At 67.1% G+C, this 23501-nt stretch carries 19 protein-coding genes; 6 read left to right on the forward strand and 13 right to left on the reverse strand.

Annotation, left to right across the window (positions count from 1 at the left end; translation table 11 throughout):
- Positions 1–59: 59 nt before the first annotated feature.
- Entirely contained in the window at positions 60–1958 is a 1899-nt protein-coding gene (locus tag E5790_RS00845; protein ID WP_111206119.1) for an ATP-binding cassette domain-containing protein, read from the reverse strand.
- Positions 1959–2314: 356 nt separating this feature from the next.
- Complete coding sequence (locus tag E5790_RS00850; protein WP_111205984.1) at positions 2315–3190, reverse strand: LysR substrate-binding domain-containing protein; 876 nt, start codon at positions 3188–3190, stop codon at positions 2315–2317.
- A 101-nt stretch (positions 3191–3291) separates the two neighbouring features.
- On the opposite strand from E5790_RS00850, the gene E5790_RS00855 reads away from it, so the two are divergent.
- Complete coding sequence (locus E5790_RS00855) at positions 3292–4371, forward strand: YeiH family protein (protein WP_111205983.1); 1080 nt, start codon at positions 3292–3294, stop codon at positions 4369–4371.
- A gap of 184 nt (positions 4372–4555) precedes the next feature.
- Complete coding sequence (gene dbpA, locus E5790_RS00860) at positions 4556–5932, forward strand: ATP-dependent RNA helicase DbpA (RefSeq protein ID WP_014646838.1); 1377 nt, start codon at positions 4556–4558, stop codon at positions 5930–5932.
- 174 nt (positions 5933–6106) lie between these two features.
- Here dbpA and E5790_RS00865 read toward each other — a convergent pair whose 3' ends face one another.
- From E5790_RS00865 to E5790_RS00885, 4 genes are all read right to left on the reverse strand, one after another.
- Positions 6107–6643 (reverse strand): adenine phosphoribosyltransferase, encoded by a 537-nt coding sequence (locus E5790_RS00865; RefSeq protein ID WP_049405272.1) that lies wholly within the window; start codon positions 6641–6643, stop codon positions 6107–6109.
- Positions 6644–7257: 614 nt separating this feature from the next.
- Complete coding sequence (locus E5790_RS00875; protein ID WP_111205981.1) at positions 7258–8823, reverse strand: YdiU family protein; 1566 nt, start codon at positions 8821–8823, stop codon at positions 7258–7260.
- Between the two features lie 32 nt (positions 8824–8855).
- A complete protein-coding gene (locus E5790_RS00880; RefSeq protein WP_111205980.1) occupies positions 8856–9545 on the reverse strand; it encodes a glutathione S-transferase in 690 nt (229 codons plus the stop codon).
- A gap of 188 nt (positions 9546–9733) precedes the next feature.
- Positions 9734–9943: a cold-shock protein gene (locus tag E5790_RS00885; RefSeq protein ID WP_005416210.1), complete on the reverse strand. Its 210-nt coding sequence runs from the start codon at positions 9941–9943 to the stop codon at positions 9734–9736.
- 303 nt (positions 9944–10246) lie between these two features.
- On the opposite strand from E5790_RS00885, the gene E5790_RS00890 reads away from it, so the two are divergent.
- On the forward strand, positions 10247–10735 hold the full coding sequence (locus tag E5790_RS00890) for a YaiI/YqxD family protein (RefSeq protein WP_111205979.1): 489 nt from the start codon (positions 10247–10249) through the stop codon (positions 10733–10735).
- 13 nt (positions 10736–10748) lie between these two features.
- Here the strand turns inward: E5790_RS00890 and E5790_RS00895 are convergent, their stop codons facing one another.
- A complete protein-coding gene (locus E5790_RS00895; RefSeq protein ID WP_014646833.1) occupies positions 10749–11618 on the reverse strand; it encodes a pseudouridine synthase in 870 nt (289 codons plus the stop codon).
- Positions 11619–11742: 124 nt separating this feature from the next.
- Between E5790_RS00895 and E5790_RS00900 the strand changes: the two genes are divergently transcribed.
- The 3 genes from E5790_RS00900 (at position 11743) to E5790_RS00910 (ending at position 15633) form a co-directional block, all read left to right on the forward strand.
- Positions 11743–12291 (forward strand): YaeQ family protein, encoded by a 549-nt coding sequence (locus E5790_RS00900; protein WP_049441891.1) that lies wholly within the window; start codon positions 11743–11745, stop codon positions 12289–12291.
- Positions 12288–13472, forward strand: a complete 1185-nt coding sequence (locus E5790_RS00905; protein WP_032960467.1) for an NAD(P)/FAD-dependent oxidoreductase — start codon at positions 12288–12290, stop codon at positions 13470–13472. The genes E5790_RS00900 and E5790_RS00905 overlap by 4 nt, the downstream gene beginning before the upstream one ends.
- A 91-nt stretch (positions 13473–13563) precedes the next feature.
- A complete protein-coding gene (locus tag E5790_RS00910; RefSeq protein ID WP_111205985.1) occupies positions 13564–15633 on the forward strand; it encodes an EAL domain-containing protein in 2070 nt (689 codons plus the stop codon).
- A 114-nt stretch (positions 15634–15747) separates the two neighbouring features.
- Here E5790_RS00910 and fabV read toward each other — a convergent pair whose 3' ends face one another.
- The 6 genes from fabV to queA form a co-directional block, all read right to left on the reverse strand.
- Positions 15748–17007: an enoyl-ACP reductase FabV gene (gene fabV, locus E5790_RS00915; protein ID WP_111205978.1), complete on the reverse strand. Its 1260-nt coding sequence runs from the start codon at positions 17005–17007 to the stop codon at positions 15748–15750.
- Between the two features lie 721 nt (positions 17008–17728).
- Positions 17729–18709 carry a protein translocase subunit SecF gene (gene secF / locus E5790_RS00920; protein WP_014646828.1) on the reverse strand — a complete coding sequence of 327 codons (981 nt, stop codon included), beginning with the start codon at positions 18707–18709 and terminating at the stop codon, positions 17729–17731.
- Positions 18710–18725: 16 nt separating this feature from the next.
- The gene (gene secD, locus E5790_RS00925) at positions 18726–20582 is read right to left on the reverse strand and encodes a protein translocase subunit SecD (protein WP_014646827.1); all 1857 of its coding nucleotides are present in this window, start codon (positions 20580–20582) and stop codon (positions 18726–18728) included.
- 61 nt (positions 20583–20643) lie between these two features.
- Positions 20644–20988 carry a preprotein translocase subunit YajC gene (gene yajC, locus E5790_RS00930; protein WP_014036867.1) on the reverse strand — a complete coding sequence of 115 codons (345 nt, stop codon included), beginning with the start codon at positions 20986–20988 and terminating at the stop codon, positions 20644–20646.
- Positions 20989–21121: 133 nt separating this feature from the next.
- On the reverse strand, positions 21122–22252 hold the full coding sequence (gene tgt / locus E5790_RS00935) for a tRNA guanosine(34) transglycosylase Tgt (protein WP_014646826.1): 1131 nt from the start codon (positions 22250–22252) through the stop codon (positions 21122–21124).
- A gap of 98 nt (positions 22253–22350) precedes the next feature.
- Positions 22351–23418 carry a tRNA preQ1(34) S-adenosylmethionine ribosyltransferase-isomerase QueA gene (queA, locus tag E5790_RS00940; RefSeq protein WP_014646825.1) on the reverse strand — a complete coding sequence of 356 codons (1068 nt, stop codon included), beginning with the start codon at positions 23416–23418 and terminating at the stop codon, positions 22351–22353.
- Positions 23419–23501: the final 83 nt, after the last annotated feature.

Genomic DNA, 23501 nt, shown 5'->3' on the forward strand with positions numbered 1-23501 from the left:
GAGCCGAGCGTGGGCTCGGCTCTACATCAATCGGCGCGATCGCTGGCGCCGGTCAACGCTCAGCCTTCCAGCTCTTCCCAGCGCGCGTAAGCGGCATCCAGTTCGGCCTGCACCTTGGCCAGCTGCTGGGTGTGCGCCGTCACTTCAGCACTGCTGCGGGTGTAGAACGATGGGTCGTTCATCGCCGAGGTCAGCCCTTCGACATCGCCTTCCAGCTTCTCGATGGTCTTTGGCAGCTGCTCCAGCTCGCGCGCTTCCTTGTACGCCAGCTTGCGCTTGGGGGGTGCGGGAGTCGCGGCCGCAGCAGCGGCCGGTGCAGCAGCAGCCGGTGCAGCAGTCGCCGGCTTGGCAGCCGGGGCCGCAGCAGGCGCAGCCACGCTGGCCGCATAGCGCTGCCAGTCGCTGTAGCCACCGACGTACTCGCCGATCACGCCGTCGCCTTCCATCACCAGCGTGGAGGTCACCACGTTGTCGATGAAGTCACGGTCGTGGCTGACCAGCAGCAGCGTACCGGTGTACTCGCCCAGCAGCTCTTCCAGCAGCTCCAGGGTTTCCACGTCGAGGTCGTTGGTCGGTTCGTCCATCACCAGCAGGTTGGACGGCTGCGCGAACAGCTTGGCCAGCAGCAGGCGGTTGCGCTCGCCACCGGACAGGCGGGTGATCGGCGCACGCGCGCGCTCGGGGGTGAACATGAAGTCCTGCAGGTAGGCATGCACGTGCTTGCGCTTTCCGTTGAACTCGAGGAAATCGCGGCCTTCGGCCACGTTCTCGATCGCGCTCCAGTCTTCGCGCAGCACCGCGCGGTACTGGTCGAAATAGGCGATCTGCAGGTTGGTGCCCGCATTGACCTCTCCCTTGGCCGGCTGCAGTTCACCCAGCAGCAGCTTCAGCAGCGTGGTCTTGCCGCTGCCGTTGGGGCCGATCAGGCCGATGCGGTCGCCACGCAGGATGGTGGTGGTGAAATCGCGGACCATGGTGCGCTCGCCGAAGGCGAACGAAATGTCCTTGACGTCGATGACCTTCTTGCCGGAGCTGACGCCCTGCGCGGCTTCCATCTTGACGTTACCGCTGAGGTCGCGGCGCTGCGAGCGTTCGGTGCGCATCGCCTTGAGGCGGCGCACGCGGCCCTCGTCGCGGGTACGACGGGCCTTGATGCCTTGGCGGATCCAGACTTCTTCCTGCGCCAGCAGCTTGTCGAAGCGGGCATTTTCCTGCGCCTGCGCATTGAGGCGTTCCTCGCGGCGGCGCTCGTAGTTGGCCCAGTCGCCCGGCCAGCTGGTGACCTGGCCGCGATCGATCTCGACGATGCGGGTGGCCAGCGCACGCAGGAAGCGGCGGTCATGGGTGACGAACACCACGCTGCCGCTCCAGCCCTTCAGGAACGCTTCGAGCCAGTCGATGGCTTCGATGTCCAGGTGGTTGGTCGGCTCGTCCAGCAGCAGCACGTCCGGGCTGGAGACCAGTGCACGGGCCAGCAGCACGCGGCGCTTCATGCCGCCGGACAGGCGGCCGAATTCGGCATCGCCGTCGAGGTCGAGCTTGGTCAGCGTTTCGCTGACGCGCTGGTCCAGGCCCCAGCCGTTGGCGGCGTCGATCTTGGCCTGCACGTTGCCGAGCGCTTCGCCATCGAAGACCTCGGCATGGCTGAGATGGTGGAACTCGGCCAGCCACTGGCCCAGTTCACCGAGACCATCGGCAACGACGTCGAACACCGAGCCGGCGGCGCCGTGTGGCACTTCCTGCTCCAGGCGGGTGACGCGCACGCCCTGCTGCACGCGGACTTCGCCGTCATCGGGCTTGTGGTCGCCGGACAGCAGCTTGAGCAGGGTGGATTTGCCGGCGCCGTTGCGGCCGATCAGGGCGATGCGTTCGCCCGGCTCGATCGACAGTTCGGCCTTTTCCAGCAACAACGGGCCGCCGACGCTGAAGTCGACGTTCTGCAGAGTAATCAGAGGCATCCGGATATTGTACGGGTTGGGGGCGTCGGCCGGGTTGCACCCGGCACCCGCGGTAGTGCCGGCCGCTGGCCGGCAACCTCAACGGCAACGTCAAAAGCTGGTTTCCTGTGGGATGGCGGGATGGGTCCGGTCGCGGGGGACGCCGTAAACCCGTCCCTGGGGGCTTGGCCGCGGCATCCATGCCGCGGACACCCCCGCAACCGGACCCATCCCGCCTTCGACAGATTCCTGCAATCTGTCGGAACTACATTCTGCTCTGGTGGGTGTTGACCTTGGTCGACACGGTAGATCCACGCCATGCGTGGATGAGCGCTACAAGAAGGGTCGATGGATGGAGTCGACTGGAAATCTGATGGCTACCCCACCTCCCCCAGCAACGCCTGCAACCCCGGCAGCCATTGCTTGCCGGGGTGGCGCACCAGCCACAGGGTGCGCTGCAGGGCCGGCAGCGGAGTCTCGAGCACGCGCAGGCGGCCCAGGGCCAGCGGCTCTTCCAGCGCGTGGCGCGACAGGCAGGCCAGGCCGAGGCCGGCGATGGCGGCCTGCTTGATCGCTTCGGTATTGCCCAGCTGCAGGGTCTGCGCGAAGCCACGCAGGTGCGGCAGCAGGGCCTGTTCCACGGCTTCGCGGGTGCCGGAGCCAGGCTCACGCAGCAGCCAGCGTGCGCGGCGCAGTTCATCCAGCGACCAGCGTGCGCGGGCATCGGCGGCAGCCACGATCACCAGTGGGTCGTGCTGCCAGGCGGTCACCTGCAGGCCACGCTCATGGCACGGGCCTTCGATCAGGCCGGCGTCGACGTCCAGGCGCTGTACCGCGGCGACCACGCCGGCACTGTTGTCGATGCGCAGATCGACCTCGGCCTGCGGCGCCTGCCGCAGCAGTTCGGCGATGCGTGGCGGCAGCAGGTAGTTGCCGATGGTGGTACTGGCGGCCAGCACCAGCCGTAGCGGTGCGCCCTGCGACGGGTCGCCGCCGGCGGCCAGCTGCCGCTCCAGATCGGCGGCGTTGACCAGTAAGGTGCGCGCCGGCTCCAGCAGCGCGCGGCCGTGCCCGTTCAGCGCCAGGCGGCGGCCGATGCGGTCGAACAGCGGGGTGCCGAAGTGCGCCTCCAGCTCCTGCAGGGCGGCGCTGCTGGCCGACTGCGAGAGCGCGACGGCCTGGCCGGCGGCAGTGGTGGTGCCATGGTCGGCGATGGCGACGAAGACCTGCAGCTGGCGCAAGGTCAGGCGCATCGAATGTACCCGCTTTATAGGTAGGTTTCACCCATATTATTCGTTTTACAGGTCAGTGACACAGGCGCACGCTTGGCCCATCACTCCAGTCCTGTCGCGCCATGAACGCCACCGCTCTCTCCTCCTGGTCCCTGCCCGCCCTGCGCCAACGCTGGCAGCCTCGCCTGCCCGGCCTGCTGCTGGTGGGCCTGATCGCGGCGGCGTCGCTGTACCTGGCCCAGCTTCCCTGGCTCCAGGCGCATGGCCTGAGCGCGCTGACCGTGGCCATCGTCGCCGGCATCGTGGTCGGCAACACCCTTTACCCGCGGCTGGCGCCGAGCAGCGCGGCCGGTGTCGGCTTCTCCAAGCACTGGCTGTTGCGCGTCGGCATCGTGCTGTACGGCCTGCGCCTGACCTTCCAGGACATCGGCCACGTCGGCGTGGCCGGCGTGCTGATGGACGTGCTGGTGGTCGCCAGCACCTTCGGGCTGGCCTGCTGGCTGGGCATGCGCGTGTTCAAGATGGAGCGCGAAGCGGCGATGCTGATCGGCGCCGGCAGCGCGATCTGCGGCGCGGCGGCGGTGATGGCCGCCGAGCCGGTGGTGCGCGGCCGCGCTGCGCAGGTCACCGTCGCGGTCTCTACGGTGGTGGTGTTCGGCACGCTGGCGATGTTCCTTTACCCGGCGTTGTATGCACTGGTGCAGTCGCACGGCTGGCTGGCAATGGACGCGCGGCAGTACGGCCTGTTCACCGGTGCGACGGTGCATGAAGTGGCACAGGTGGTGGCGGCAGGCCGCGCGGTCAACGAAGCAGCGGCCGACACGGCGGTGATCACCAAGATGGTGCGGGTGATGCTGCTGGCGCCGTTCCTGGTCGCGCTGTCGCTGTGGCTGGCGCGTGGCGGCAAGGCCAGCGCCGACGGCAGCAAGGCGCGCATCGTGGTGCCGTGGTTCGCTTTTGGTTTCGTGGCGGTGGCCGGGTTCAACTCGCTGCATCTGCTGCCGGCGGGCCTGCAGGCGGGGCTGGTGCAGCTGGATACCGTGCTGCTGGCGATGGCGATGGCCGCGCTGGGCCTGACCACCCACGTCTCGGCGCTGCGCCAGGCCGGGCTGAAGCCGCTGCTGCTGGCGCTGATCCTGTTCGCCTGGCTGCTGTTCGGTGGCCTGGCGATCCATCAGGGTGTACTGGCGGTGCTTGGCTGAGCAGGAGCGTGCCGACCCAGGTCGGCATCCACCCGTAGATCCACGCCATGCGTGGATGCCCCCCGGGTGTATTCACGCCCTGCGTGGATGACGACTCCGATGGGGTCGGAGCCCTTTCCTGCGGAAAGGGATTCGACCCCATCCGATCAGGCGGGACCGGCCGCGCAGGCAGGTACAATGCGCCATGACTGACTTCTCGACCCTGCCGCTGAGCCCGGCCCTGCAGCCCGGCCTGGATGCCCTCGGCTACACCACCCTCACCCCCGTGCAGGCGCAGAGCCTGCCGGCCATCCTCGATGGCCGTGATGTGATCGCACAGGCACCCACCGGCAGCGGCAAGACCGCCGCCTTCGGCCTGGGCCTGCTGCAGGCCATCGACCCCAGCCTGATCCGCGTGCAGGCGCTGGTGCTGTGCCCGACCCGCGAACTGGCCGACCAGGTCGGCAAGCAGATCCGCAAGCTGGCCACCGGCATCCCCAACCTGAAGCTGTTGCTGCTGGTGGGCGGCGTGCCGCTGGGCCCGCAGCTGGCCTCGCTTGAAGGCCACGATCCGCATGTGGTGGTCGGCACGCCCGGCCGCGTGCAGGAGCTGGCACGCAAGCGCGCGCTGAACCTGGGCGCGGTGCGCACGCTGGTGCTGGACGAGGCCGACCGCATGCTCGACATGGGCTTCGAGGAGCCGATCCGCGAGATCGCCGGCCGCACCCATAGGGACCGCCAGAGCCTGCTGTTCTCCGCCACCTTCCCCGACAGCATCCGCGCCATGGCGCGTGACCTGCTGCGCGACGCGGTGGAAGTGACCGTGGAAGGCGCCGACCAGGCACCGGCCATCCGCCACCTGTTCTGCGAGGTGGAACCGGCGCATCGCCAGAAGGCGCTGGCCGGCCTGCTGCTGAAGTACACGCCGGAATCGGCGGTCGTGTTCTGCAACACCCGCAAGGACGTGGACGAAGTGGCCAACTCGCTGCAGCAGTTCGGCTTCTCCGCACTGGCCCTGCACGGCGACATGGAGCAGCGCGACCGCGAGGAAGTGCTGTTGCTGCTGGCCAACCGCAGCTGCAACGTGCTGGTCGCCAGCGACGTCGCCGCGCGCGGCCTGGACGTGGAAGAGCTGGCGGCGGTGATCAACTACGAACTGCCGACCGACGTGGAGAGCTACCAGCACCGCGTGGGCCGTACCGGGCGCGCCGGTGCCAGCGGCCTGGCGATCAGCCTGGTGGCCGGCCGCGAGAAGACCCGCGCCGACGCCATCGAAGCGCAGATGGGGCAGCCGCTGGACTGGCAGAAGACGCCGCTGGCAACCTCGCGCCCGGCCGAACTGCCGCAGGCCGCGATGCGCACGCTGCGCATCGACGGTGGCAAGACCGACAAGCTGCGCCCGGGCGACATCCTCGGTGCGCTGACCGGTGATGCCGGCCTGTCGAGCAAGTTCATCGGCAAGATCGCGATCTTCCCGACCCGCTCCTATGTGGCGATCGCGCGTGAGCAGGCCAACAAGGCCGTGGCCAAGCTGGAAGCCGGCAAGATCAAGGGCCGTCGTTTCCGCGTGCGGATGATGTGATTGAAGCAGCGTTGCCAACTACGGTTGGTAACGATCTGGCCTGGTAGCGGCCAACCTTGGTTGGCCCGTCCATGGCACCCGTCGCGAAAAGTGCTGCCAACCAAGGTTGGCAACGACCGGCTCCCGGCCATTCGCTCTGGTAGATGCCAACCTTGGTTGGCACCTGCCCCCCGATCAGAACACCAGTTCGGTGTGCAGCGGCAGGTCCGATTCCCAGCGGGCGCGACCTCCGAGGCCGTCCAGTTCGACCAGTACACCGGCGCCGACCACTTCAACGCCCAGGCGGCGCACCAGCGACAGCGCAGCGACCAGCGTGCCGCCGGTGGCCAGCACGTCGTCGATGATCACCACGCGGGCGCCGGCCGGCAGCGCATCGGCATGCACTTCGATGCAGTCGCTGCGGTATTCCAGCGTGTATTCCTCGCGCAGGACCTGGCCCGGCAGCTTGCCCGGCTTGCGCACCGGCACGAAGCCGACGCCCAGCTCCAGCGCCATCGCGGCACCGAGGATGAACCCACGCGATTCGATGCCGACCACTGCGTCCAGCTTCTGGTCGCGCCAACGGTCGGCCATCGCGGTGATCGCGCCGCGGAAATCCTCGCCATGGGCGAGCAGCGGCATGATGTCCTTGAACAGGATGCCGGGCTTGGGGAAGTCGGCGATGTCGCGCAGGCGGGAGGCCCACTGCGGAGCGACGATGGCGTCGGTCATGTCACATTGGCTATCTGATGGCGGCATAGGGTACCTGTTCCGGGCGTCGCCTGCCTGCTGGTGGTGTCCGGCCGGGCTGCGCCCGGCACCTGCGGTAGTGCCGGCCGCTGGCCGGCAACCTCAACAGCAACTGCAACTGCAACTGCCTGCATCCCGGGGGATGGCGGGGCGGGCCCGGTTGCGGGGGACGCCGTAGATACGTCCGCGTAGGCTCGGTCGCGCCATCCATGGCGTTCACCTCCCCGCAACCGGACCCACCCCGCCTTCGACAGTTTCCTGCGATCTGTCGGAATTGCTCATGGGGTCAGATCCGTTTTACGAAGGAAAACGGATCTGACCCCGGAATTTCATTCGATATCTGACAGATGTGTCGACCAAGGTCGACACCTACCCACAGCCGCGGGAATCTGTCGGAGGTGGGGCGGTGTCGGAGTGCGGGGTGTCAGCCGCATGGATGCGGCTGCCAAGCTTACAGGGACGTACTTGCAGCGTCCCCGCACCTTGCAGCGTCCCCGCACTCCGACACCGCCCCGCCAAACCACGGAATCCGCTTTTGCTCTGGCTGTTGATCTGGCCTCCGCAGCTGCAGGGCGCAGCCCTGCCGAAACCCACCCTCAGGAACTGCAGGACAGCATCGAGCAACCGGCGCGATTGTCGGCCCACGCCGGGCGCTTGCCAGCGAAGTGTTCCAGGCCGGCACGCTCGGTGTACGGGTCGCGCAGCACGTCCTGCAGTGCATGGACGCCGCCGAGATCCCCCTGCTCTGCGCGGTCGATCGCTTCCTGGGCCAGCCAGTTGCGCAGCACGTACAGCGGGTTGGCCGCTGCCATCTTCGCCTGGCGTTCGCTGGCCGCCAGCGGATCGCGGCGCAGGCGCGCTGCGTAGTCCTGCAGCCAGTGCTGCAGCGGTGCCTGCACTGCCTGTCGCCGCGCCTCGTCGTAGTACACCGCGTCCAGAACCGTCGCATCTGCTGCCGCCGGGTCGATGCGCATCAGTGCGCGCCAAGCCAGGGTCATGTCCATTGCGCCCTCCTGCATCAGCTGTTGCCAGCGCTGGTAGAGCTGCAGGTCATCATCGTCGGCAGCAGCCAGCCCCAGCTTCGCTGCAGCATCGCGACGCGTGCAGGCCACGAACGTGGACTGGTAAGCCGCCAGGCCTGCCTGCAGCGGTTCGACATCGGCGAACAGCGGCGACAGCGCCTGCGCCAATCGGCTCAGGTTCCAGTACGCCACCTGCGGCTGGGTGCCGAAGCGGTAGCGGCGCCCCTGGGCGTCGGTGGTGTTCGGCGTCCAGTCCGGATCGAAGTCCTCGACCCAGCCATAGGGGCCGTAATCCAGCGTCACACCGAGCACGGACAGGTTGTCGGTGTTCATCACGCCGTGCACGAAGCCGACACGCATCCAGTGCGCGATCATCTCGGCGGTGCGCACCGCGATCTGCGCGAACCAGTCGCCGTACAGCGCCTCGCCCTGCCCCTGCAGTTCGGGGAAGTCGCGGGCGATGCAGGCATCCACCAGCTGCTGCAGCAGGGCGGTTTCACCGCGCGAGGCCGGCAGTTCGAACGAACCGAAGCGCAGGAACGACGGCGAGACCCGGCATACGATGGCGCCTGGCTCGGCACGCGGATGGCCGTCATAGAACATGTCGCGCACCACGTCCTCACCGGTGCCGACCAGTGACAACGCGCGCGTAGTCGGCACGCCAAGGTGATGCATCGCCTCGCTGCACAGGAATTCGCGGATCGATGAGCGCAGCACTGCCCGTCCATCGGCCCCCCTCGAGTACGGCGTTGGGCCGGCCCCCTTCAACTGCAGCTCCCAGTGCTGGCCATCCGGCGCAACCAGCTCACCCAGCGAAATCGCACGCCCGTCGCCGAGCTGGCCGGCCCAGTGGCCAAACTGATGGCCACCGTAGTTGGCTGCCCACGGTTGCATGCCGGCGTACAGCGCATTGCCGCCGAATACCTGCGCGAAACCTTCGCTTTCGACTTCAGCGGTATCGAAGCCAAGCATTTCGGCGACGTCCGGCGCCCAGGCCAACAGCGTGGGCGCCGTCACCGGGGTCGGCATCACGGGCGACCAGGCGGCGCCCAGCACTTCGCGCCTGCGCGGGCCGGATTCGGGGTCGCCCGGCAGGGTGTGCAGCAGGCGGTTGTCGAAACGGGGAGTGTCGGTATCCATGGTGCTGGAGATGAGGGCGACGGCCGCCCTCCTCAATTGCCGCCGAGCGCCTGCAGGTGGCCGCCGTGGGCCTCGGCACGCTGGTAGGCCGGGCGTTCACCGATACGCTTGAGGAAGCCACGCAGTGCCGGTTTGTCGTCCAGGCCACCACCGCGCGCGGCAGCGGCCTGGATCGGGAAGCTCATCTGGATGTCGGCCGCACTGAAACGCTCGCCGGCAAACCACGGGCTTTCGGCCAGACGGCGCTCCATCCAGTCCAAGTGCAGGCGCCGCTGCGGGCCGATGAAGCCGCGCTCGGCCTTGTCGGCAATGCTGCGTGCGATCGGGCGCGCGAAGAACGGCATCGGCGCGTTGCGTATGCGGCCCATCACCAGGGTCAGCAGCAACGGTGGCATCGCCGAGCCTTCGGCGTAGTGCAGCCAGTAGCGGTAAGCGATGCGTTCGGCCCCGTCTGCCGGCATTGGTGACGGCGACAGCTGGCGTTGCGTGTCGTAACGGTCAGCGAGGTAGTCGAGGATCGCGCCGGACTCGGCCAGTACCAGCTCACCATCCTGCAGTACCGGAGACTTGCCGAGCGGATGCACGCTGCGCAGTTCCGGCGGCGCCAGCAGCGTCTTCGGATCGCGCGGATAGCGGCGCAGTTCGTAGTCCAACCCCAGCTCCTCCAGCATCCACAGCACGCGCAGAGAACGGGAGTTTTCCAGGTGGTGGACGATGCGCATGGGGGTGATCCCTTGGGGAGACGCGCATCGTACCGCGCCGGCTGCATGTCCTTTGTAGAGTCGAGCCATGCTCGACTGTCTTTGGGCGCAGTCCAGCATGGCTCGACTCTACAAAAAAACGGCGGGCAATAAAAAACGCCGGAAGCTTTCGCTTCCGGCGTTCTGGCTACCCAACGGTAGCAGACGGATTAGACCGCCTGCACCTGGTCAGCCTGCATGCCCTTCTGACCCTGGACGGCGATGAAGGTAACCTTCTGGCCTTCCTGCAGGGTCTTGAAGCCGGTGCCCTGGATCGCGCGGAAGTGCACGAACAGGTCCGGGCCGCTTTCCGGGGTGATGAAGCCGAAGCCCTTGGCGTCGTTGAACCACTTGACGGTACCGGTCTGACGTTCAGACATTTTTACTAACTCCTGAAACACATGTTGAAAAAAATCGCAGCCACCGGGTATCGGGGCCGAGACTGAGTTGCAGGCGTTGGTAAAGCGGATCGATGAGCGGATCGTGAGATCAACTGCACCAGGCCACGATTCACGGTGACCCTAGCAAACACAGTGGGTCGCACGATACGCGTGTTTTCTGCAAAAAGCGATAGCCCCGACGTTCATGGGAATACGTCACCCGCTAGGCGTGACAAGGGTTGGCAGCCTCTCGCGGCTAACTCCGAGTCCCCATTCAGGTTTTTCCTACCCTACACTGGGTAAATGACTGAAGCTGAAACCCCCGCTGAACACGCCTCTCCCCGCATCTGGGTGGATGCTGACGCCTGTCCCACCGTCATCCGCGACATCCTGTTCCGTGCGGCTGAACGGGTCGGGATCGAACTGACCCTGGTCGCCAACCAGTGGATCCGCACCCCGCCCTCGCGCTGGCTGCGCTCGATCCAGGTGCCGCAGGGGCTGGACGTGGCCGACAGCGCCATCGTCGAGCGGGTCGCCGCGGGGGACCTGGTGGTCACCCAGGACATCCCGCTGGCCGCGCTGGTGCTGGAGAAGCAGGCCGTCGCGCTGAACCCGCGCGGCCAGTTGTACACACCGAACAACATGGCCGAGCGACTGTCGATGCGCAATTTCATGGAGGAACTGCGCGGCGCCGGGGTCCAGACCGGCGGACCGCCGCCCCTGGCCCCCCGCGACCGGCAGCTGTTCGCCGCCGAGCTGGACCGCTGGCTGGCGCGACGCCCGGCCCGCTGAGCGCCTGGCCGCCCTAAGCCGGAAGGCTCAGGCTGCGGCCGCTGCTGAACATCCGTCGTGCACCACTCAACGGGTCATCGAAAGCCAGGGCCCGCGCCAGCAGCTGCAGCGGCGCCTCGGCTACGTCCGGTGCCCGTTGCCGAAGCTGCGGGTACAGGTCGTCACCCATGATCGGCGCCCCCAGCATGGCCATGTGCACGCGCAGCTGATGCTTGCGGCCGGTTTCCGGCAGCAGCCGGTAGCGCCAGATCGGCCCTTCGGCCTCGATCAGCTCGATCCGGCTGCGCGCATTGGCCTCGCCGGGCACTTCGGCCATGCGGAAGAACGGCTCGCCCGGCACCAGGCGGCTGTACCGCTGCAGCGGAAACTCCCGCCCCGGCAGCGCCGGTGCCAAGGCCTCATAGGTCTTTTCGATGCGCCGCTCACGGAACAGGCGCTGGTAAGCATCGCGCGACGCACGCTGGGTCGAGAACAGCACCAACCCGGCCGTCAGCCGATCCAGCCGGTGCAGCGGCACCAGATCGGCATTGCCGGTGCGGGCGACCAGCCGCGCCAGCAGCGTCTCGCGTACATGCCCGCCCGCCGGTGTCACCGGCAGGAAATGCGGCTTGTCGGCCACCAGCAGGTGCGCATCCAGATGGACGATGGTTTCGGTGAAGGGGATCACCGGTTCGTCGGCCACCTCGCGGAAGTACTGGATGTCCAGCCCGACCTGCCAGGGCATGTCCGCAGTGAGCGCCCTGCCCTGTGCGTCCAGCACGCGGCCGCGCGCGAAGCGATCCTGCCATTGCGCGCGCGCGATGCGCGGAAAACGTGCACACAGGCCATCCAGCAGGGTGGCCCAGGGGCCGGGCGGCAGCTGCAACCGGCTGGGCAAGCTCATGGCGTCCACTCCGGCCACGGGAAAGAGCGCAAGAGTGCCACCGTTGACGGTGCGCAGACAGTCCGGCCACGGACACCCCCGGAGCAAACCTCTATCATTGTCCTCTTTAGTCCACGGATCCCCCATGGCTCTTACCGCCACCATCCGCAAGGCCGAACTGCAGATCAGCGACATGGATCGCGGCTACTACGCGACCCACAACCTGACCCTGGCCCAGCATCCGTCCGAGACCGACGAGCGCCTGATGGTGCGCCTGCTCGCCTTCGCGCTGAACGCCGGCGATCGCCTGGAGTTCGGCCGCGGCCTGAGTACCGATGACGAGCCCGATCTGTGGGAACACGACTACACCGGCGACATCCTGCAGTGGATCGACCTGGGCCATCCGGACGAATCGCGCATCCGCAAGGCCAGCAATCGCAGCCGCCAGGTGCAGGTGGTCAACTACGGCGGCAACGCCTCGGAGATCTGGTGGGGCAAGCAAGGCAAGGGTCTGGCGCGCTTCGACAATCTTTCGGTGGTTGATCTGGACGGCGAATTCGTCGAGCGCTGGGGCCAGCAGATCCAGCGTGCCATGCGTTGGAGCGTGCTGATCCAGGACGGCGAAGTGCAGCTGCTCAACGACCAGATCCAGCTCGACGTGATCCCGGACTGGCGCAAGCGCGCCAAGGCATGAGCACCATCCGTTGCGATGTGGTGGTCATCGGTGCCGGCGCAGCCGGGCTGATGACCGCGATCACTGCCGGCCAGCGCGGCCGCCAGGTGCAGGTGATCGACCATGCCAACAAGGTCGGCAAGAAGATCCTGATGTCCGGCGGTGGCCGCTGCAACTTCACCAACACCGGCACCACCCCGGCCAACTTCCTGTCGGCCAACCCGCACTTCTGCAAGTCGGCGCTGGCCCGCTACACGCCCTGGCATTTCATCGAGCTGGTGCACAAGCACGGCATCGCCTATCACGAAAAGGAACTGGGGCAGCTGTTCTGCGATATCTCGTCCAAGCAGATCGTGAAGATGCTGGTGGACGAGTGCCAGGCGGCCGGCGTACAGATCCGTACCGAGTGCAGCGTGCAGCGCATCGAGCACGGCAGCGATGGTTTCCGCGTGCACACCACCCAGGGCCTGTTCCATTGCGCCTCGCTGGTGGTTGCCACCGGTGGCCTGTCGATTCCCAGCATGGGGGCCAGCGGCTTTGGCTATGAGGTGGCCCGCCAGTTCGGCCACCAGGTACTGCCGACCCGCGCCGGGCTGGTGCCGCTGACCCTCAGCGGCAAGCACCAGGAGCGGCTGGCCGACCTCAGCGGCGTCGCACTGCCGATCGAGGCGCGCTGCAACGGAAAGAGTTTCCAGAACTTCATGCTGCTGACCCACCGTGGCGTAAGCGGCCCGGCCATCCTGCAGATTTCGTCGTTCTGGCAGCCCGGCGATGCGCTGGAGCTGGACCTGTTGCCGGGCCAGGATGCCGGCGAGTGGTTGCGCCAGATGAAGCGCGACCGCCCGGCCGCCGAGCTGCGCACGGTGCTGGGCGAGGTACTGCCGAAGCGGCTGGCGCAACGCCTGTGCGAGCACTGGCTGCCCGACCGGCCCGTGCGCCAGCTGGACGAGCCGGTGCTGCGCCAGGCCGCGCAGCTGCTGGGCGCATTCCCGCTGGTGGCCAGCGGCACCGAAGGCTACCGCACCGCCGAGGTCACCCTGGGCGGCGTGGACACCGCCGAAGTGTCATCCTCGACGATGGAATCCAAGCGCGTGCCCGGCCTGCACTTCGTTGGCGAGGTGCTGGACGTGACCGGCTGGCTGGGCGGCTACAACTTCCAATGGGCCTGGGCCAGCGGCCACGCAGCGGGCGGCGTGGTGTGAACCACTTCGCCGTTCGACGCGCGCCAGGGGTGCGCGCATGGACGGTTCGCCGCGCATCGTGTATCTAGATTCGCAGATTGGGGAGCAGTGCATGCAGAACGCGAACGACATCACCATCCGCCTGCTGATCGTCGATGACAGCGGCGAGAATGCCGAAGCCATCGTCAGCACCCTGCGCAACAGCGGCATCGCGGTACGCCCGTGGCGTCCGCAGGATGCGGCCGAGCTGGCCCAGGTGCTGGCCAGCCAGGCCATCGACCTGGTGCTGGCCTCGCCTTCGCAGGGCATCCCGCTGCAGCTGGCGGCCCAGCACATCGCCGCCAGCGGCAAGGACATCCCGCTGGTGCTGCTGGCCGAGCGCATCGACGAGGACGAACTGGTGCAGGCCAGCAGCCATGGCATCCGCGCCCTCGCCCTGCGCCAGCGCCCCGAGCATCTGCTCGCCGTGGTCCGTGACCAGTGGGTCGACCTGCAGGCGCGTCGCGGCCTGCGCCGGATCGAGGCGCAGATGCGCGAGACCGAGCGCCGCTGCGACGCGCTGATCGCCTCCTCGCGCGACCCCATCGCCTATGTGCATGAAGGCATGCACATCCGCGCCAACGACGCCTATCTGGAGATGTTCGGCTACGATCATTTCGAGGACATCGAAGGCATTTCGCTGCTGGACATGGTCGCCGCCCAGCACGTGGAGGGCTTCAAACAGCTGCTCAAAGGCCTCAGCCGTGGCGAGGCGCCGCCGCCGCAGTACCAGCTCGACGCGCGCCACGAGGACGGCAGTTCCTTCCCGGCGACGATGGAATTTGCCGCGGCCACCTACGAGGGCGAGTCCTGCCTGCAGGTGGTGCTCCGCCGCCGCATGGAGTTCGACCCCGAGCTGGCACGCGAGGTCGAGGACCTGCGCCAGCGCGACCAGGTCACCGGCCTGCTCAATCGCCCGACCTTCATGCTGCAGCTGGAAAGCGCGGTGGCCCAGGCCGGGCGCAGCGAGGGTCAGTTCGGCCTGCTGCTGATCGAGCCTGACCACTACGCGCGCCTGCTGCCGGATATCGGCCTGGCGTCGGCCGACATCCTGATCGGCGCTCTCGCCGCCCTGCTGGCCGAGGTGGTCGGCGAGGACGCGCAACTGGCCCGCTTCGGCGAACACAATTTCGCCGTGCTGCAGGCCGGGCCCTACGCGCAGACCGTGGCGCTGGCCGAGCGCATCCGCGAAGCCTATGCCGCACATGTCTTCAGCATCGGCGCACGCTCGGCCACGGTGACGGTCAGCATCGGTGGCGTGCAGGTGGGCGAGAAGATCGCCAGCATCGGCCAGGTGCTGGCGCGCGCCAGCGACTGCACCCAGGCCGCCGCCGAACTGGGCAACACCTGCCGCATCTTCGACCCGGCTGCCGCCGACCGTGTCGAGGAAGAACGCGTACAGCGCTGGGTTGCGCGCATCCGCGAGGCGCTGGCCGGCGACGGCTTCCAGCTGCACTACCAGCCGGTGCTGAACCTGCAGGGCGAGCCACTGGAGCTGTACGAGGCCTACCTGCGCCTGGAGAACAATGGCGAGCTGCTGAGCCCGACCGCGTTCCTGGGCATCGCCGAGGAACACGGCCTGTTGGCCGACATCAACCGCTGGGTGGTCTCGCAGGCCATCGCGGTGCTCGGCCAGCGGGCACGCGAGGGCAACGCCACCCAGGTGCTGGTGAAGGTGACGCCGGAATCGTTCGACGACCCGCAGATGATCGCCACGCTGCGCCGCGAACTGCAGGCACAGGGCGTGCCCGGCGAACGGCTGTGGCTGCATGCGCCGGAAGCGAAGGTTTTCACCCACCTGCGCAGTGCGCAGCAGTTCCTAGCCGAAGTGGCGCCGCTGGGCTGCCGCATCGGCCTGGAGCAGTTCGGTTCGGGGCTGGATTCATTCCAGCTGCTGGCCCACTTCCAGCCGCAGTTCCTCAAGCTGGACCGGGGCTTCACCAGCGACCTGGCCGCCACGCGCGAGAACATCGACCGCATCAGCCAGATCACCGCGCGTGCACAGGAAGCGGGTATCCGCACCATTGCCGAGTTCGTCAGCGATGCCAACTCGATGACGCTGCTGTTCAGTGCCGGCGTGGATTACGTGCAGGGCGACTTCGTCGGCCCGGCGCTGCCGGAGATGGGCTTCGAGTTCGGGTGACGCCTCTCTGTAGAGCCGAGCCACGCTCGGCTGCGGGACTCAAGCGAAGAGCAGCCGAGCATGGCTCGGCTCTACACAAACGAGAAGGCCGGCGTTCGCCGGCCTTTTCGTTGATCAGGTCATGTCGACCAGATTTTCGATCTTCACGTCCGGATTGACGTCGGCCTCGTAGTCCACGCCCTCCACGCCGAAGCCGAACAGGCGCAGGAAGTCGGCCTTGTAGCCGGCCAGATCGCTGATCTCGTACAGGTTCTCGTTGGTCACCTGCGGCCACAGCGCGACCACCCTGCCCTGCACATCTGCGGCCATTTCCTTGTAATCGGCGCGCAGGCGGCCTTCCTCATCGATCAGCGCAACGGTGCGGCCATCGCCATCGACCAGGTCGTGGCGCAGGCGATCGATCGCCACGCCGTCGGCCTTGCCGCCGTAGAGGATGTCGTACAGCACGTCCAGCTGTTCGATGCAGCCTTCGTGGGTGCCCTTTTCCTTCATCACCTTGAACAGCAGCGACAGGTACAGCGGCATGGTCGGAATGGCCGAGCTGGCCTGGGTCACCACCGCCTTCAGCACCGATACGCGTGCATCGCCACCGATCTTGGCCAGCTTCTCGCGCAGGCCCAGCACCTTGGTGTCCAGGTCCTTCTTGGCCGCACCGATCGAGCCATTCCAGTAGATCGCCTGGGTGATCTCTTCGCCCACGTAGGTGAAGGCGGTGGTGGTGCAGCCGTTGGCCAGCACGCCGGCATCGGCAAGCGCGTCGATCCACATCTGCCAGTCTTCACCGCCCATCACCGCGACGGTACCGGCGATCTCTTCCGGGGTAGCCGGCTGCAGGTGGGTCTCGGTCAGCACTTCCTTGTCGGTATCCAGGCCACGCAGGGTGATCGGCTCGCCGATCGGCTTCAGCGAGGAGCTGATGATCTCGCCGGTCTTCGGATGCTTGCGGCGCGGCGCCGCCAGGCTGTAGACAACCTGGTCGACCTGGCCGAGATCGGCCTTGATCATTTCGATGGTCTTCGCCTTCACTTCATCGGAGAAGGCATCGCCGTTGATGCTCTTGGCATACAGGCCGGCTTCGTCGGCGTACTTGTGGAACGCAGCCGAGTTGTACCAGCCCGCCGTGCCCGGCTTGGTCTCGCTGCCCGGCCGTTCGAAGAAGATGCCGAGGGTGGCGGCGCCACTGCCAAAGGCAGCGGTGATGCGCGCGGCCAGGCCGTAGCCGGTCGAGGCACCGATCACCAGCACCCGCTTGGGACCGTTCTGGATCGGTGGGCGCGAGCGGATGTAGTCGATCTGCTGCTTGACCGCGGCCTCGCAGCCGGTCGGGTGGGTGGTGACGCAGATGAAGCCGCGGACGCGCGGTTTGATGACCATGGATACCTCGGGTTGGCAGATGCGGCGCACGGGGCGCTCAGCAGGAATACGGGCGCGCGCCTGCGCGCGCGAACCGCAGGATCGTAGTGCGCGGGGGACGATTGCACAACCGACGCTGGCGTAGGGTGAGGTTTGTTTTGCAGGGTTGCATCCTGCACACGCGGTAGTGCCGGCCGCTGGCCGGCAACCTCAACAGCAGCATCAAAAGCGGGGTTCCTGTGGGTTGGCGGGGTGGATCCGGTTGCGGGGGGCGCTGCAAGTACGTCCATGTAAGCTCGGTCGCCGCATCCATGCGGCTCACGCCCCCGCAACCGGACCCACCCCGCCTTCGACAGATTTCCGCGACCTGTCGGGACAGCATTCTTCTCTGGTGGGTGTCGACCTTGGTCGACACGGTAGATCTGATTCCAGTCTGATTATCGATATCTGACAGATGTGTCGACCAAGGTCGACACCTACCAACAGCCGCAGGAATCTGTCAGAGGCGGGGCGGTGTCGGAGTGCGGGGTGTCAGCCGCATGGATGCGGCTGCCAAGCCTACACGGACGTACTTGCGGCGTCCCCGCACTCCGACACCGTCCCGCCCAACCACGGAATGCACTCTGTTGCTGTTGCTGTTGCCGGCCAGCGGCCGGCACTACCGTGGGTGCAGGGCTGCAAGCCCTGCACACAAAAAACCCCGCTTGCGCGGGGTTCTCTGTGTGCCGCATGCAGCAGATGCTTACGGGCGACGGGCCAGGGCCTCGACGTCCTTCGCCTTCGGCAGCAGGTCCTGCTTGCTGACGCGCAGGAAGCCGATCGTCAGCATCGGCACCGCGACCAGGATCGAGGACAGCACCACGATCACCGCACCGATCATGTGCGTCTCGGCCAGGCCTTCCATCGACGCACCGCCGTACAGGTACAGGGCAAGCGCCGACAGGAAGAACATCACCGCGGTGATCACCGTACGCGACAGCGTCTGGTTGATCGAACGGTTCAGCACCTCCATCGAGTCCACGCGCAGGCTGCGGAAGTTCTCGCGGACGCGGTCGAACACCACGATGATGTCGTTGATCGCAAAGCCCATCACCGACAGCAGGCCGGCCAGCACGGTCAGGTCGAACTCACGGCCCAGCAGGGACACGTAGGCGACCGTCACGATCAGGTCGAACATCGCCACGATGCTGGCGGTGACCGCGAACTTCCATTCGAAGCGCACCGCGATGTAGATCAGGAAGCCGGCCAGCATGAAGATGGTGGCGTACAGGCCGTTCTTCGCCAGGTCCTTGCCGATCTGCGGGCCGACGAATGCGGTACTCATCACCGTGGCCTGGTTGTCGGCGCTGGACAGCACCTTCACCACGGCCGCGGCGGTGGCCTTGTCCTCGGCAGCGGCATCACCGGTGCCCGGCGCATGCTCGCCGTGCGGCGCCAGGCGGATCAGCAGGTCGGTATTGCCACCGACGCTCTGCACCTGGGCACCGTCGAAGCCGTTCTGCTCCAGCTTGGCGCGGACCTGCTCGACGTCCACGGCCTTCTCGAAACGCGTTTCGATCAGGGTGCCGCCGGTGAAGTCCAGTGCGTAGTTGAAGCCCTTGATGCCGATGATGGCGACCGAGGCCAGGAACACCACGATGGTGACTGCCATGGCGACATGGCGCCAGCGCATGAAGTCGATCTTGGTGTCGTTCGGGAGGATGTGCAGCGGAAACAGTTTCATTGTGCGTGTCGTCCCGTCAGATGGCCACGTTCTGGAGCTTCTTGCGACGGCCGTAGATCAGCGTCGCCAGCGCACGCGACACGGTGATCGCAGTGAACATGGAGGCGAAAATACCGATGATCATGGTCAGCGCGAAGCCCTTCAGCGGACCGGTACCGAATGCGAACAGCGCCACGCCGACGATCAGGCCGGTCAGGTTGGCGTCGAGGATGGTGCCCGAGGCACGCTCGTAACCGGTCACGATCGCGGTCTTGCCCGGCACGCCGGCGCGCAGTTCTTCACGGATACGCTCGTTGATCAGCACGTTGGCGTCCACCGACAGGCCCACCGACAACGCCAGGCCGGCGAAGCCCGGCAGGGTCATGGTGGCGCCGAACAGCGACATCACCGCCACCACGATCAGCAGGTTGAACAGCATCGCCGCCGAGGTGATCACACCGAACATGCGGTAGTAGATGCTGAAGAACACCAGGGTGAACAGGAACGCGAACACCACCGCGCGCATGCCGTTCTTGACGTTCTCGGCGCCCAGGCTCGGGCCGACCACGCGCTCTTCGACGAAGTCCATCGGCGCGGCCAGCGAGCCGGACTTCAGCAGCTTGGCCAGGTCCTCGGCTTCCTTCTTCTGCAGGCCGGTGGTCTGGAAGTTCTTGCCGAACACGCCGTTGATGTTGGCCACCGAGATCACTTCCTCGTTGACCTTGAAGCCACGCACTTCCTGGCCGTCGACGACGGTCACGGTCGGCACGCGTTCGGTGTAGACCACCGCCATCGGCTTGTTCACGTTGGCGCTGGTGAAGTCGAACATGCGCTGGCCGCCGACATTGTTCAGCGTCACGCTGACGGCCGGGGAGCCACTATTCGAATCGGTCACCGCCTGCGCGCCGACCATCTGGTCACCGGTGACGATCACGCGCTTGTTCAGCAGGATCGGGCCGCGGCCATCACGCTGCTGGTAGACCTTCGCTTCCGGCGGGATGCGGCCGGAATTGATGGCGTCCTGCGCATTGCCCTCGACCACCGCGCGGTACTCCAGGGTGGCGGTGGCGCCGATCATGCGCTTGGCTTCGGCGGTGTCCTGCACGCCCGGCAGCTGCACGACCACACGGTCGGCACCCTGGCGCTGGATGATCGGCTCGGCCACGCCGAGCTGGTTCACGCGGTTGCGCAGGGTGTTGATGTTCTGCTCGATGGCGCCGTTGGCGATCTGCGTGATCTCGGTCTCCGGCACGGTGACCGTGATGCGGTTGCCGCTGACGTCATAGCCGAGCGTCGGCTGTGCCTTGACCAGGGCGGCACGGGCACGCTGCGCGGCGTCGTCACCGGCGGACGGGCTCAGGTTGGCCACGATGCTGTTGTCCGCACGGCGCTCCACCGACTGGTAGGCGATGCGGGCGTCACGCAGGGTGCTGCGCACGTCTTCGGTGTAGGCATCCAGGCGCTTGTCGAGGGCGGCCTTCTGGTCGACCTGCAGCACGAAGTGCACGCCACCCTGAAGGTCCAGGCCGAGCACCATCGGGCGACCGCCCAGCCGGGCCAGCCAGTCCGGCACGGTCGAGGCCAGGTTCAGGGCCACCGTGTACTTCTCGCCGACGGTGTCGCGCAGGGCATCGCTGGCCGCAGACTGCGACTTCAGGTCCGGCAGACGGACGATCAGGCTTTCCCCTTCCTTTTCGGCACCGATGGCAGTGACCCCGGCCTTCTTCAGGTCGGCCAGCACACGGTCGCGCAGCGCATCGTCGATCTGCCCGCCACGGTTGGCGGTGATCTGGATGGCCGGGTCCTTCTGGTAGATGTTGGGCAGCGCGTACAGCGCACTGAGCGCCAGTACGATCAGGATGACGACGTACTTCCAGCGTGGAAATTCGAGCATTGCTTGGGTCCCGCGCGGCGCCATCCCCGGCGCCGCGGTTGTGCTTCGGAAAGGGAGTGGCTTACTTGGCCGAATCCAGGGTGCCGGTCGGCAGCACGCTGCCGACAGCGCCCTTCTGCACGCGGATGCGCACGTTCTCGGCCACTTCGATGGTGATGAAGTTGTCGCCGATGTCGGTGACCTTGCCGGCGATGCCACCGTTGGTCAGCACTTCGTCGCCACGCTTGATCTTCTCCAGCATGGACTTGTGTTCCTTCTGCCGCTTCATCTGCGGGCGGATCATCAGGAAGTACATGATGGCGATCAGGATGATCGGGAACAGCAGCGTGGTCAGGCCCATGCCCTGCGGTTGGCCGCCGGCGGCCTGGGCGTGGGCGGCGGGAATCAGGAAAGCAAGCAGGTTCATCGTTGGTCCTTTGGTTGGGCGGCGCTCCCGTCCCTTCAGGGACGGGGGTGTCGACCGCGGATCTGGGTCAGCCTTGAAGTATGCCACGGCCCCGGGCGTTCGTCCTTGGGCCGTTTGGCAGGGGGCGTTCGGGTTACAGCGGCGGGGCCACCGCCCCGCGTGCCGCGTAGAAGGACTCACGGAAGGCCAGGAAGGTTCCCGCCTCGATCGCCGCGCGGATGTCGGCCATCAGCTTTTCGTAGTAGAACAGGTTGTGCAGGGTGCCCAGCATCGGCGCCAGCATCTCGTTGCAGCGGTCCAGGTGGCGCAGGTAGGAACGGGTGTAGCCGCCGGTGCAGGCCACGCAGCCACAACCCGGCTCGATCGGGTCCATGTCCCGCGCGTACTGGGAGTTGCGGATGCGGACGGTGCCGAACGAGGTGAAATAGTGGCCGTTGCGGGCGTTGCGGGTCGGCATCACGCAATCGAACATGTCCACGCCACGTGCGACACCCTCGACCAGGTCCTCCGGCCGGCCCACGCCCATCAGGTAGCGCGGGCGGTCGCCCGGCAGCTCCGGGTCCAGGTGGTCGAGCATGGCGTTGCGCTCGTGCTCCGGCTCGCCCACGGCCAGGCCGCCGATGGCGTAGCCGTCGAAGCCGATCGCCTGCAGGGCGTCGGCCGAGCGGCTGCGCAGGTCGGTATGCACGCCGCCCTGGACGATGCCGAACAGGGCCGCGTCGTTGCCCAGTTCGTCATGCGCGTTGCGGCTGCGCTGCGCCCAGCGCAGGCTCAACTCCATCGAACGGCGGGCAACGTCCTCGGTGGCCGGGTACGGGGTGCATTCGTCGAAGATCATCACGATGTCCGAATCGAGCACCTTCTGGATCTTCATGCTCTCCTCGGGACCGAGGAAGACCCGTGCGCCGTCGGTCGGCGAGGCGAAGGTCACGCCCTGCTCGGTGATCTTGCGGCGGTGCGCCAGCGAGAACACCTGGAAGCCGCCGGAGTCGGTCAGGATCGGGCCATCCCAGCGGCAGAAGCCGTGCAGGCCGCCGTGGTCGGCGATGATGTCCAGGCCCGGGCGCAGGTACAGGTGGAAGGTATTGCCGAGGATGATCTCGGCGCCCAGCGCGCGCACCTGGTCCGGCAGGATGCCCTTGACCGAGCCATAGGTCCCCACCGGCATGAAGGCCGGCGTTTCCACCGTGCCACGCGGGAAGGTCAGGCGGCCACGGCGGGCACGGCCGTCGCGGGTCTGGAGCTGGAACTGCAGTCGGGACATGGAGCGGTCATTGGGGCAAATAGTTGCCCATTGTCTCCCAAGAAGGCGTGCGCACCAAGGTGCGCACCCACAGGGGGCCCCTGCCCTCCCGGGGCGCGCTACCCCGCCTGCGGGAACAGCAGCATCGCGTCGCCGTAGCTGAAGAAGCGGTAGCGCTGCTCGATCGCGTGCTGGTAGGCCTCGAACACGCGCTCCTTGCCGGCAAACGCGGAGATCATCATCAGCAGCGTGCTTTCCGGCAGGTGGAAGTTGGTCACCATCGCGTCCACGCTGCGGATGCGGTAGCCGGGGGTGATGAAGATCTGCGTCTCGCCGGCGAACGGCAGCAGCTCGCCATCACGCATCGCGCTTTCCAGCGCGCGCACCACGGTGGTGCCGACGCCGATCACGCGGCCGCCGGCGGCGCGCGTGCGCCGCACCTGCTGCACCAGTTCGGCACCGACATTCAGCCACTCGCGGTGCATCACGTGGTCCTTCAGGTCTTCGGCACGCACCGGCTGGAAGGTGCCCGCGCCCACGTGCAGGGTGACGTGGCCGAACTCCACGCCCTTTTCCTTCAGTGCGGCCAGCAACGGTTCGTCGAAATGCAGGCCCGCGGTCGGTGCCGCCACCGCGCCCACTTCACGCGCGAACACGGTCTGGTAGCGCTCGCGGTCGTCCACGCCCGGCTCGCGCTGGATGTACGGCGGCAGCGGCAGGCGGCCGGCATGCAGCAGCCACTGCTCCAGCGACTCGGGCACGTGGAACTGCAGCACGTAGAACTCGCCATCGCGGCCCAGCACCTCGGCTTCGCCACCGGCATCCAGCGCGATGCGGCTGCCGGCCTTCGGCGACTTGCTGGCGCCCACCTGGGCACGGGCCTGCTGGCCGCCGAGCAAGCGCTCGATCAGGATCTCCACGCGGCCGCCGCTGGCCTTCTGCCCGAACAGGCGCGCCGGGATCACCCGGGTGTCGTTGAACACCAGCAGGTCGCCCGGCTGCAGCAGCGACGGAAGGTCACGCACCTGCAGGTCGGTGAACGCGGCGGGGGCTTGCGGCACCAGCAGCAGGCGGCTGGCGGAACGCTCGGCCAGGGGCGCCTGCGCGATCAGTTCGGCCGGCAGGTCGTAGTTGAAATCGGACTTCTTCAAGGCAGTGGGCGGCAACAGGTCGACAATGGCGCGCATTGTACGTCCAGCGTCTGCGAGCCGGCGTGCTTCGCGGCGAACGTCGCGCAAAATGCTGCTATGCAGCAGGTTTTTGCGGGGTT

It is taken from the genome of Stenotrophomonas sp. PAMC25021 (genome assembly GCF_004795795.1).
GTDB classification, from domain to species: Bacteria; Pseudomonadota; Gammaproteobacteria; order Xanthomonadales; family Xanthomonadaceae; genus Stenotrophomonas; species Stenotrophomonas muris.

Excerpts from the sequence above, each read along its gene's own strand:
- E5790_RS00875 (WP_111205981.1), bottom strand. The coding sequence starts at position 8,823 with ATGGATACCGACACTCCCCGTTTCGACAACCGCCTGCTGCACACCCTG.
- E5790_RS00890 (WP_111205979.1), top strand. The coding sequence starts at position 10,247 with ATGACTGAAGCTGAAACCCCCGCTGAACACGCCTCTCCCCGCATCTGG.
- E5790_RS00905 (WP_032960467.1), top strand. The coding sequence starts at position 12,288 with ATGAGCACCATCCGTTGCGATGTGGTGGTCATCGGTGCCGGCGCAGCC.
- secD (WP_014646827.1), bottom strand. The coding sequence starts at position 20,582 with ATGCTCGAATTTCCACGCTGGAAGTACGTCGTCATCCTGATCGTACTG.
- E5790_RS00885 (WP_005416210.1), bottom strand. The coding sequence starts at position 9,943 with ATGTCTGAACGTCAGACCGGTACCGTCAAGTGGTTCAACGACGCCAAG.
- dbpA (WP_014646838.1), top strand. The coding sequence starts at position 4,556 with ATGACTGACTTCTCGACCCTGCCGCTGAGCCCGGCCCTGCAGCCCGGC.
- E5790_RS00880 (WP_111205980.1), bottom strand. The coding sequence starts at position 9,545 with ATGCGCATCGTCCACCACCTGGAAAACTCCCGTTCTCTGCGCGTGCTG.
- fabV (WP_111205978.1), bottom strand. The coding sequence starts at position 17,007 with ATGGTCATCAAACCGCGCGTCCGCGGCTTCATCTGCGTCACCACCCAC.
- E5790_RS00895 (WP_014646833.1), bottom strand. The coding sequence starts at position 11,618 with ATGAGCTTGCCCAGCCGGTTGCAGCTGCCGCCCGGCCCCTGGGCCACC.
- E5790_RS00900 (WP_049441891.1), top strand. The coding sequence starts at position 11,743 with ATGGCTCTTACCGCCACCATCCGCAAGGCCGAACTGCAGATCAGCGAC.
- E5790_RS00845 (WP_111206119.1), bottom strand. The coding sequence starts at position 1,958 with ATGCCTCTGATTACTCTGCAGAACGTCGACTTCAGCGTCGGCGGCCCG.
- secF (WP_014646828.1), bottom strand. The coding sequence starts at position 18,709 with ATGAAACTGTTTCCGCTGCACATCCTCCCGAACGACACCAAGATCGAC.
- E5790_RS00850 (WP_111205984.1), bottom strand. The coding sequence starts at position 3,190 with ATGCGCCTGACCTTGCGCCAGCTGCAGGTCTTCGTCGCCATCGCCGAC.
- tgt (WP_014646826.1), bottom strand. The coding sequence starts at position 22,252 with ATGTCCCGACTGCAGTTCCAGCTCCAGACCCGCGACGGCCGTGCCCGC.
- E5790_RS00865 (WP_049405272.1), bottom strand. The coding sequence starts at position 6,643 with ATGACCGACGCCATCGTCGCTCCGCAGTGGGCCTCCCGCCTGCGCGAC.
- queA (WP_014646825.1), bottom strand. The coding sequence starts at position 23,418 with ATGCGCGCCATTGTCGACCTGTTGCCGCCCACTGCCTTGAAGAAGTCC.
- E5790_RS00855 (WP_111205983.1), top strand. The coding sequence starts at position 3,292 with ATGAACGCCACCGCTCTCTCCTCCTGGTCCCTGCCCGCCCTGCGCCAA.
- yajC (WP_014036867.1), bottom strand. The coding sequence starts at position 20,988 with ATGAACCTGCTTGCTTTCCTGATTCCCGCCGCCCACGCCCAGGCCGCC.
- E5790_RS00910 (WP_111205985.1), top strand. The coding sequence starts at position 13,564 with ATGCAGAACGCGAACGACATCACCATCCGCCTGCTGATCGTCGATGAC.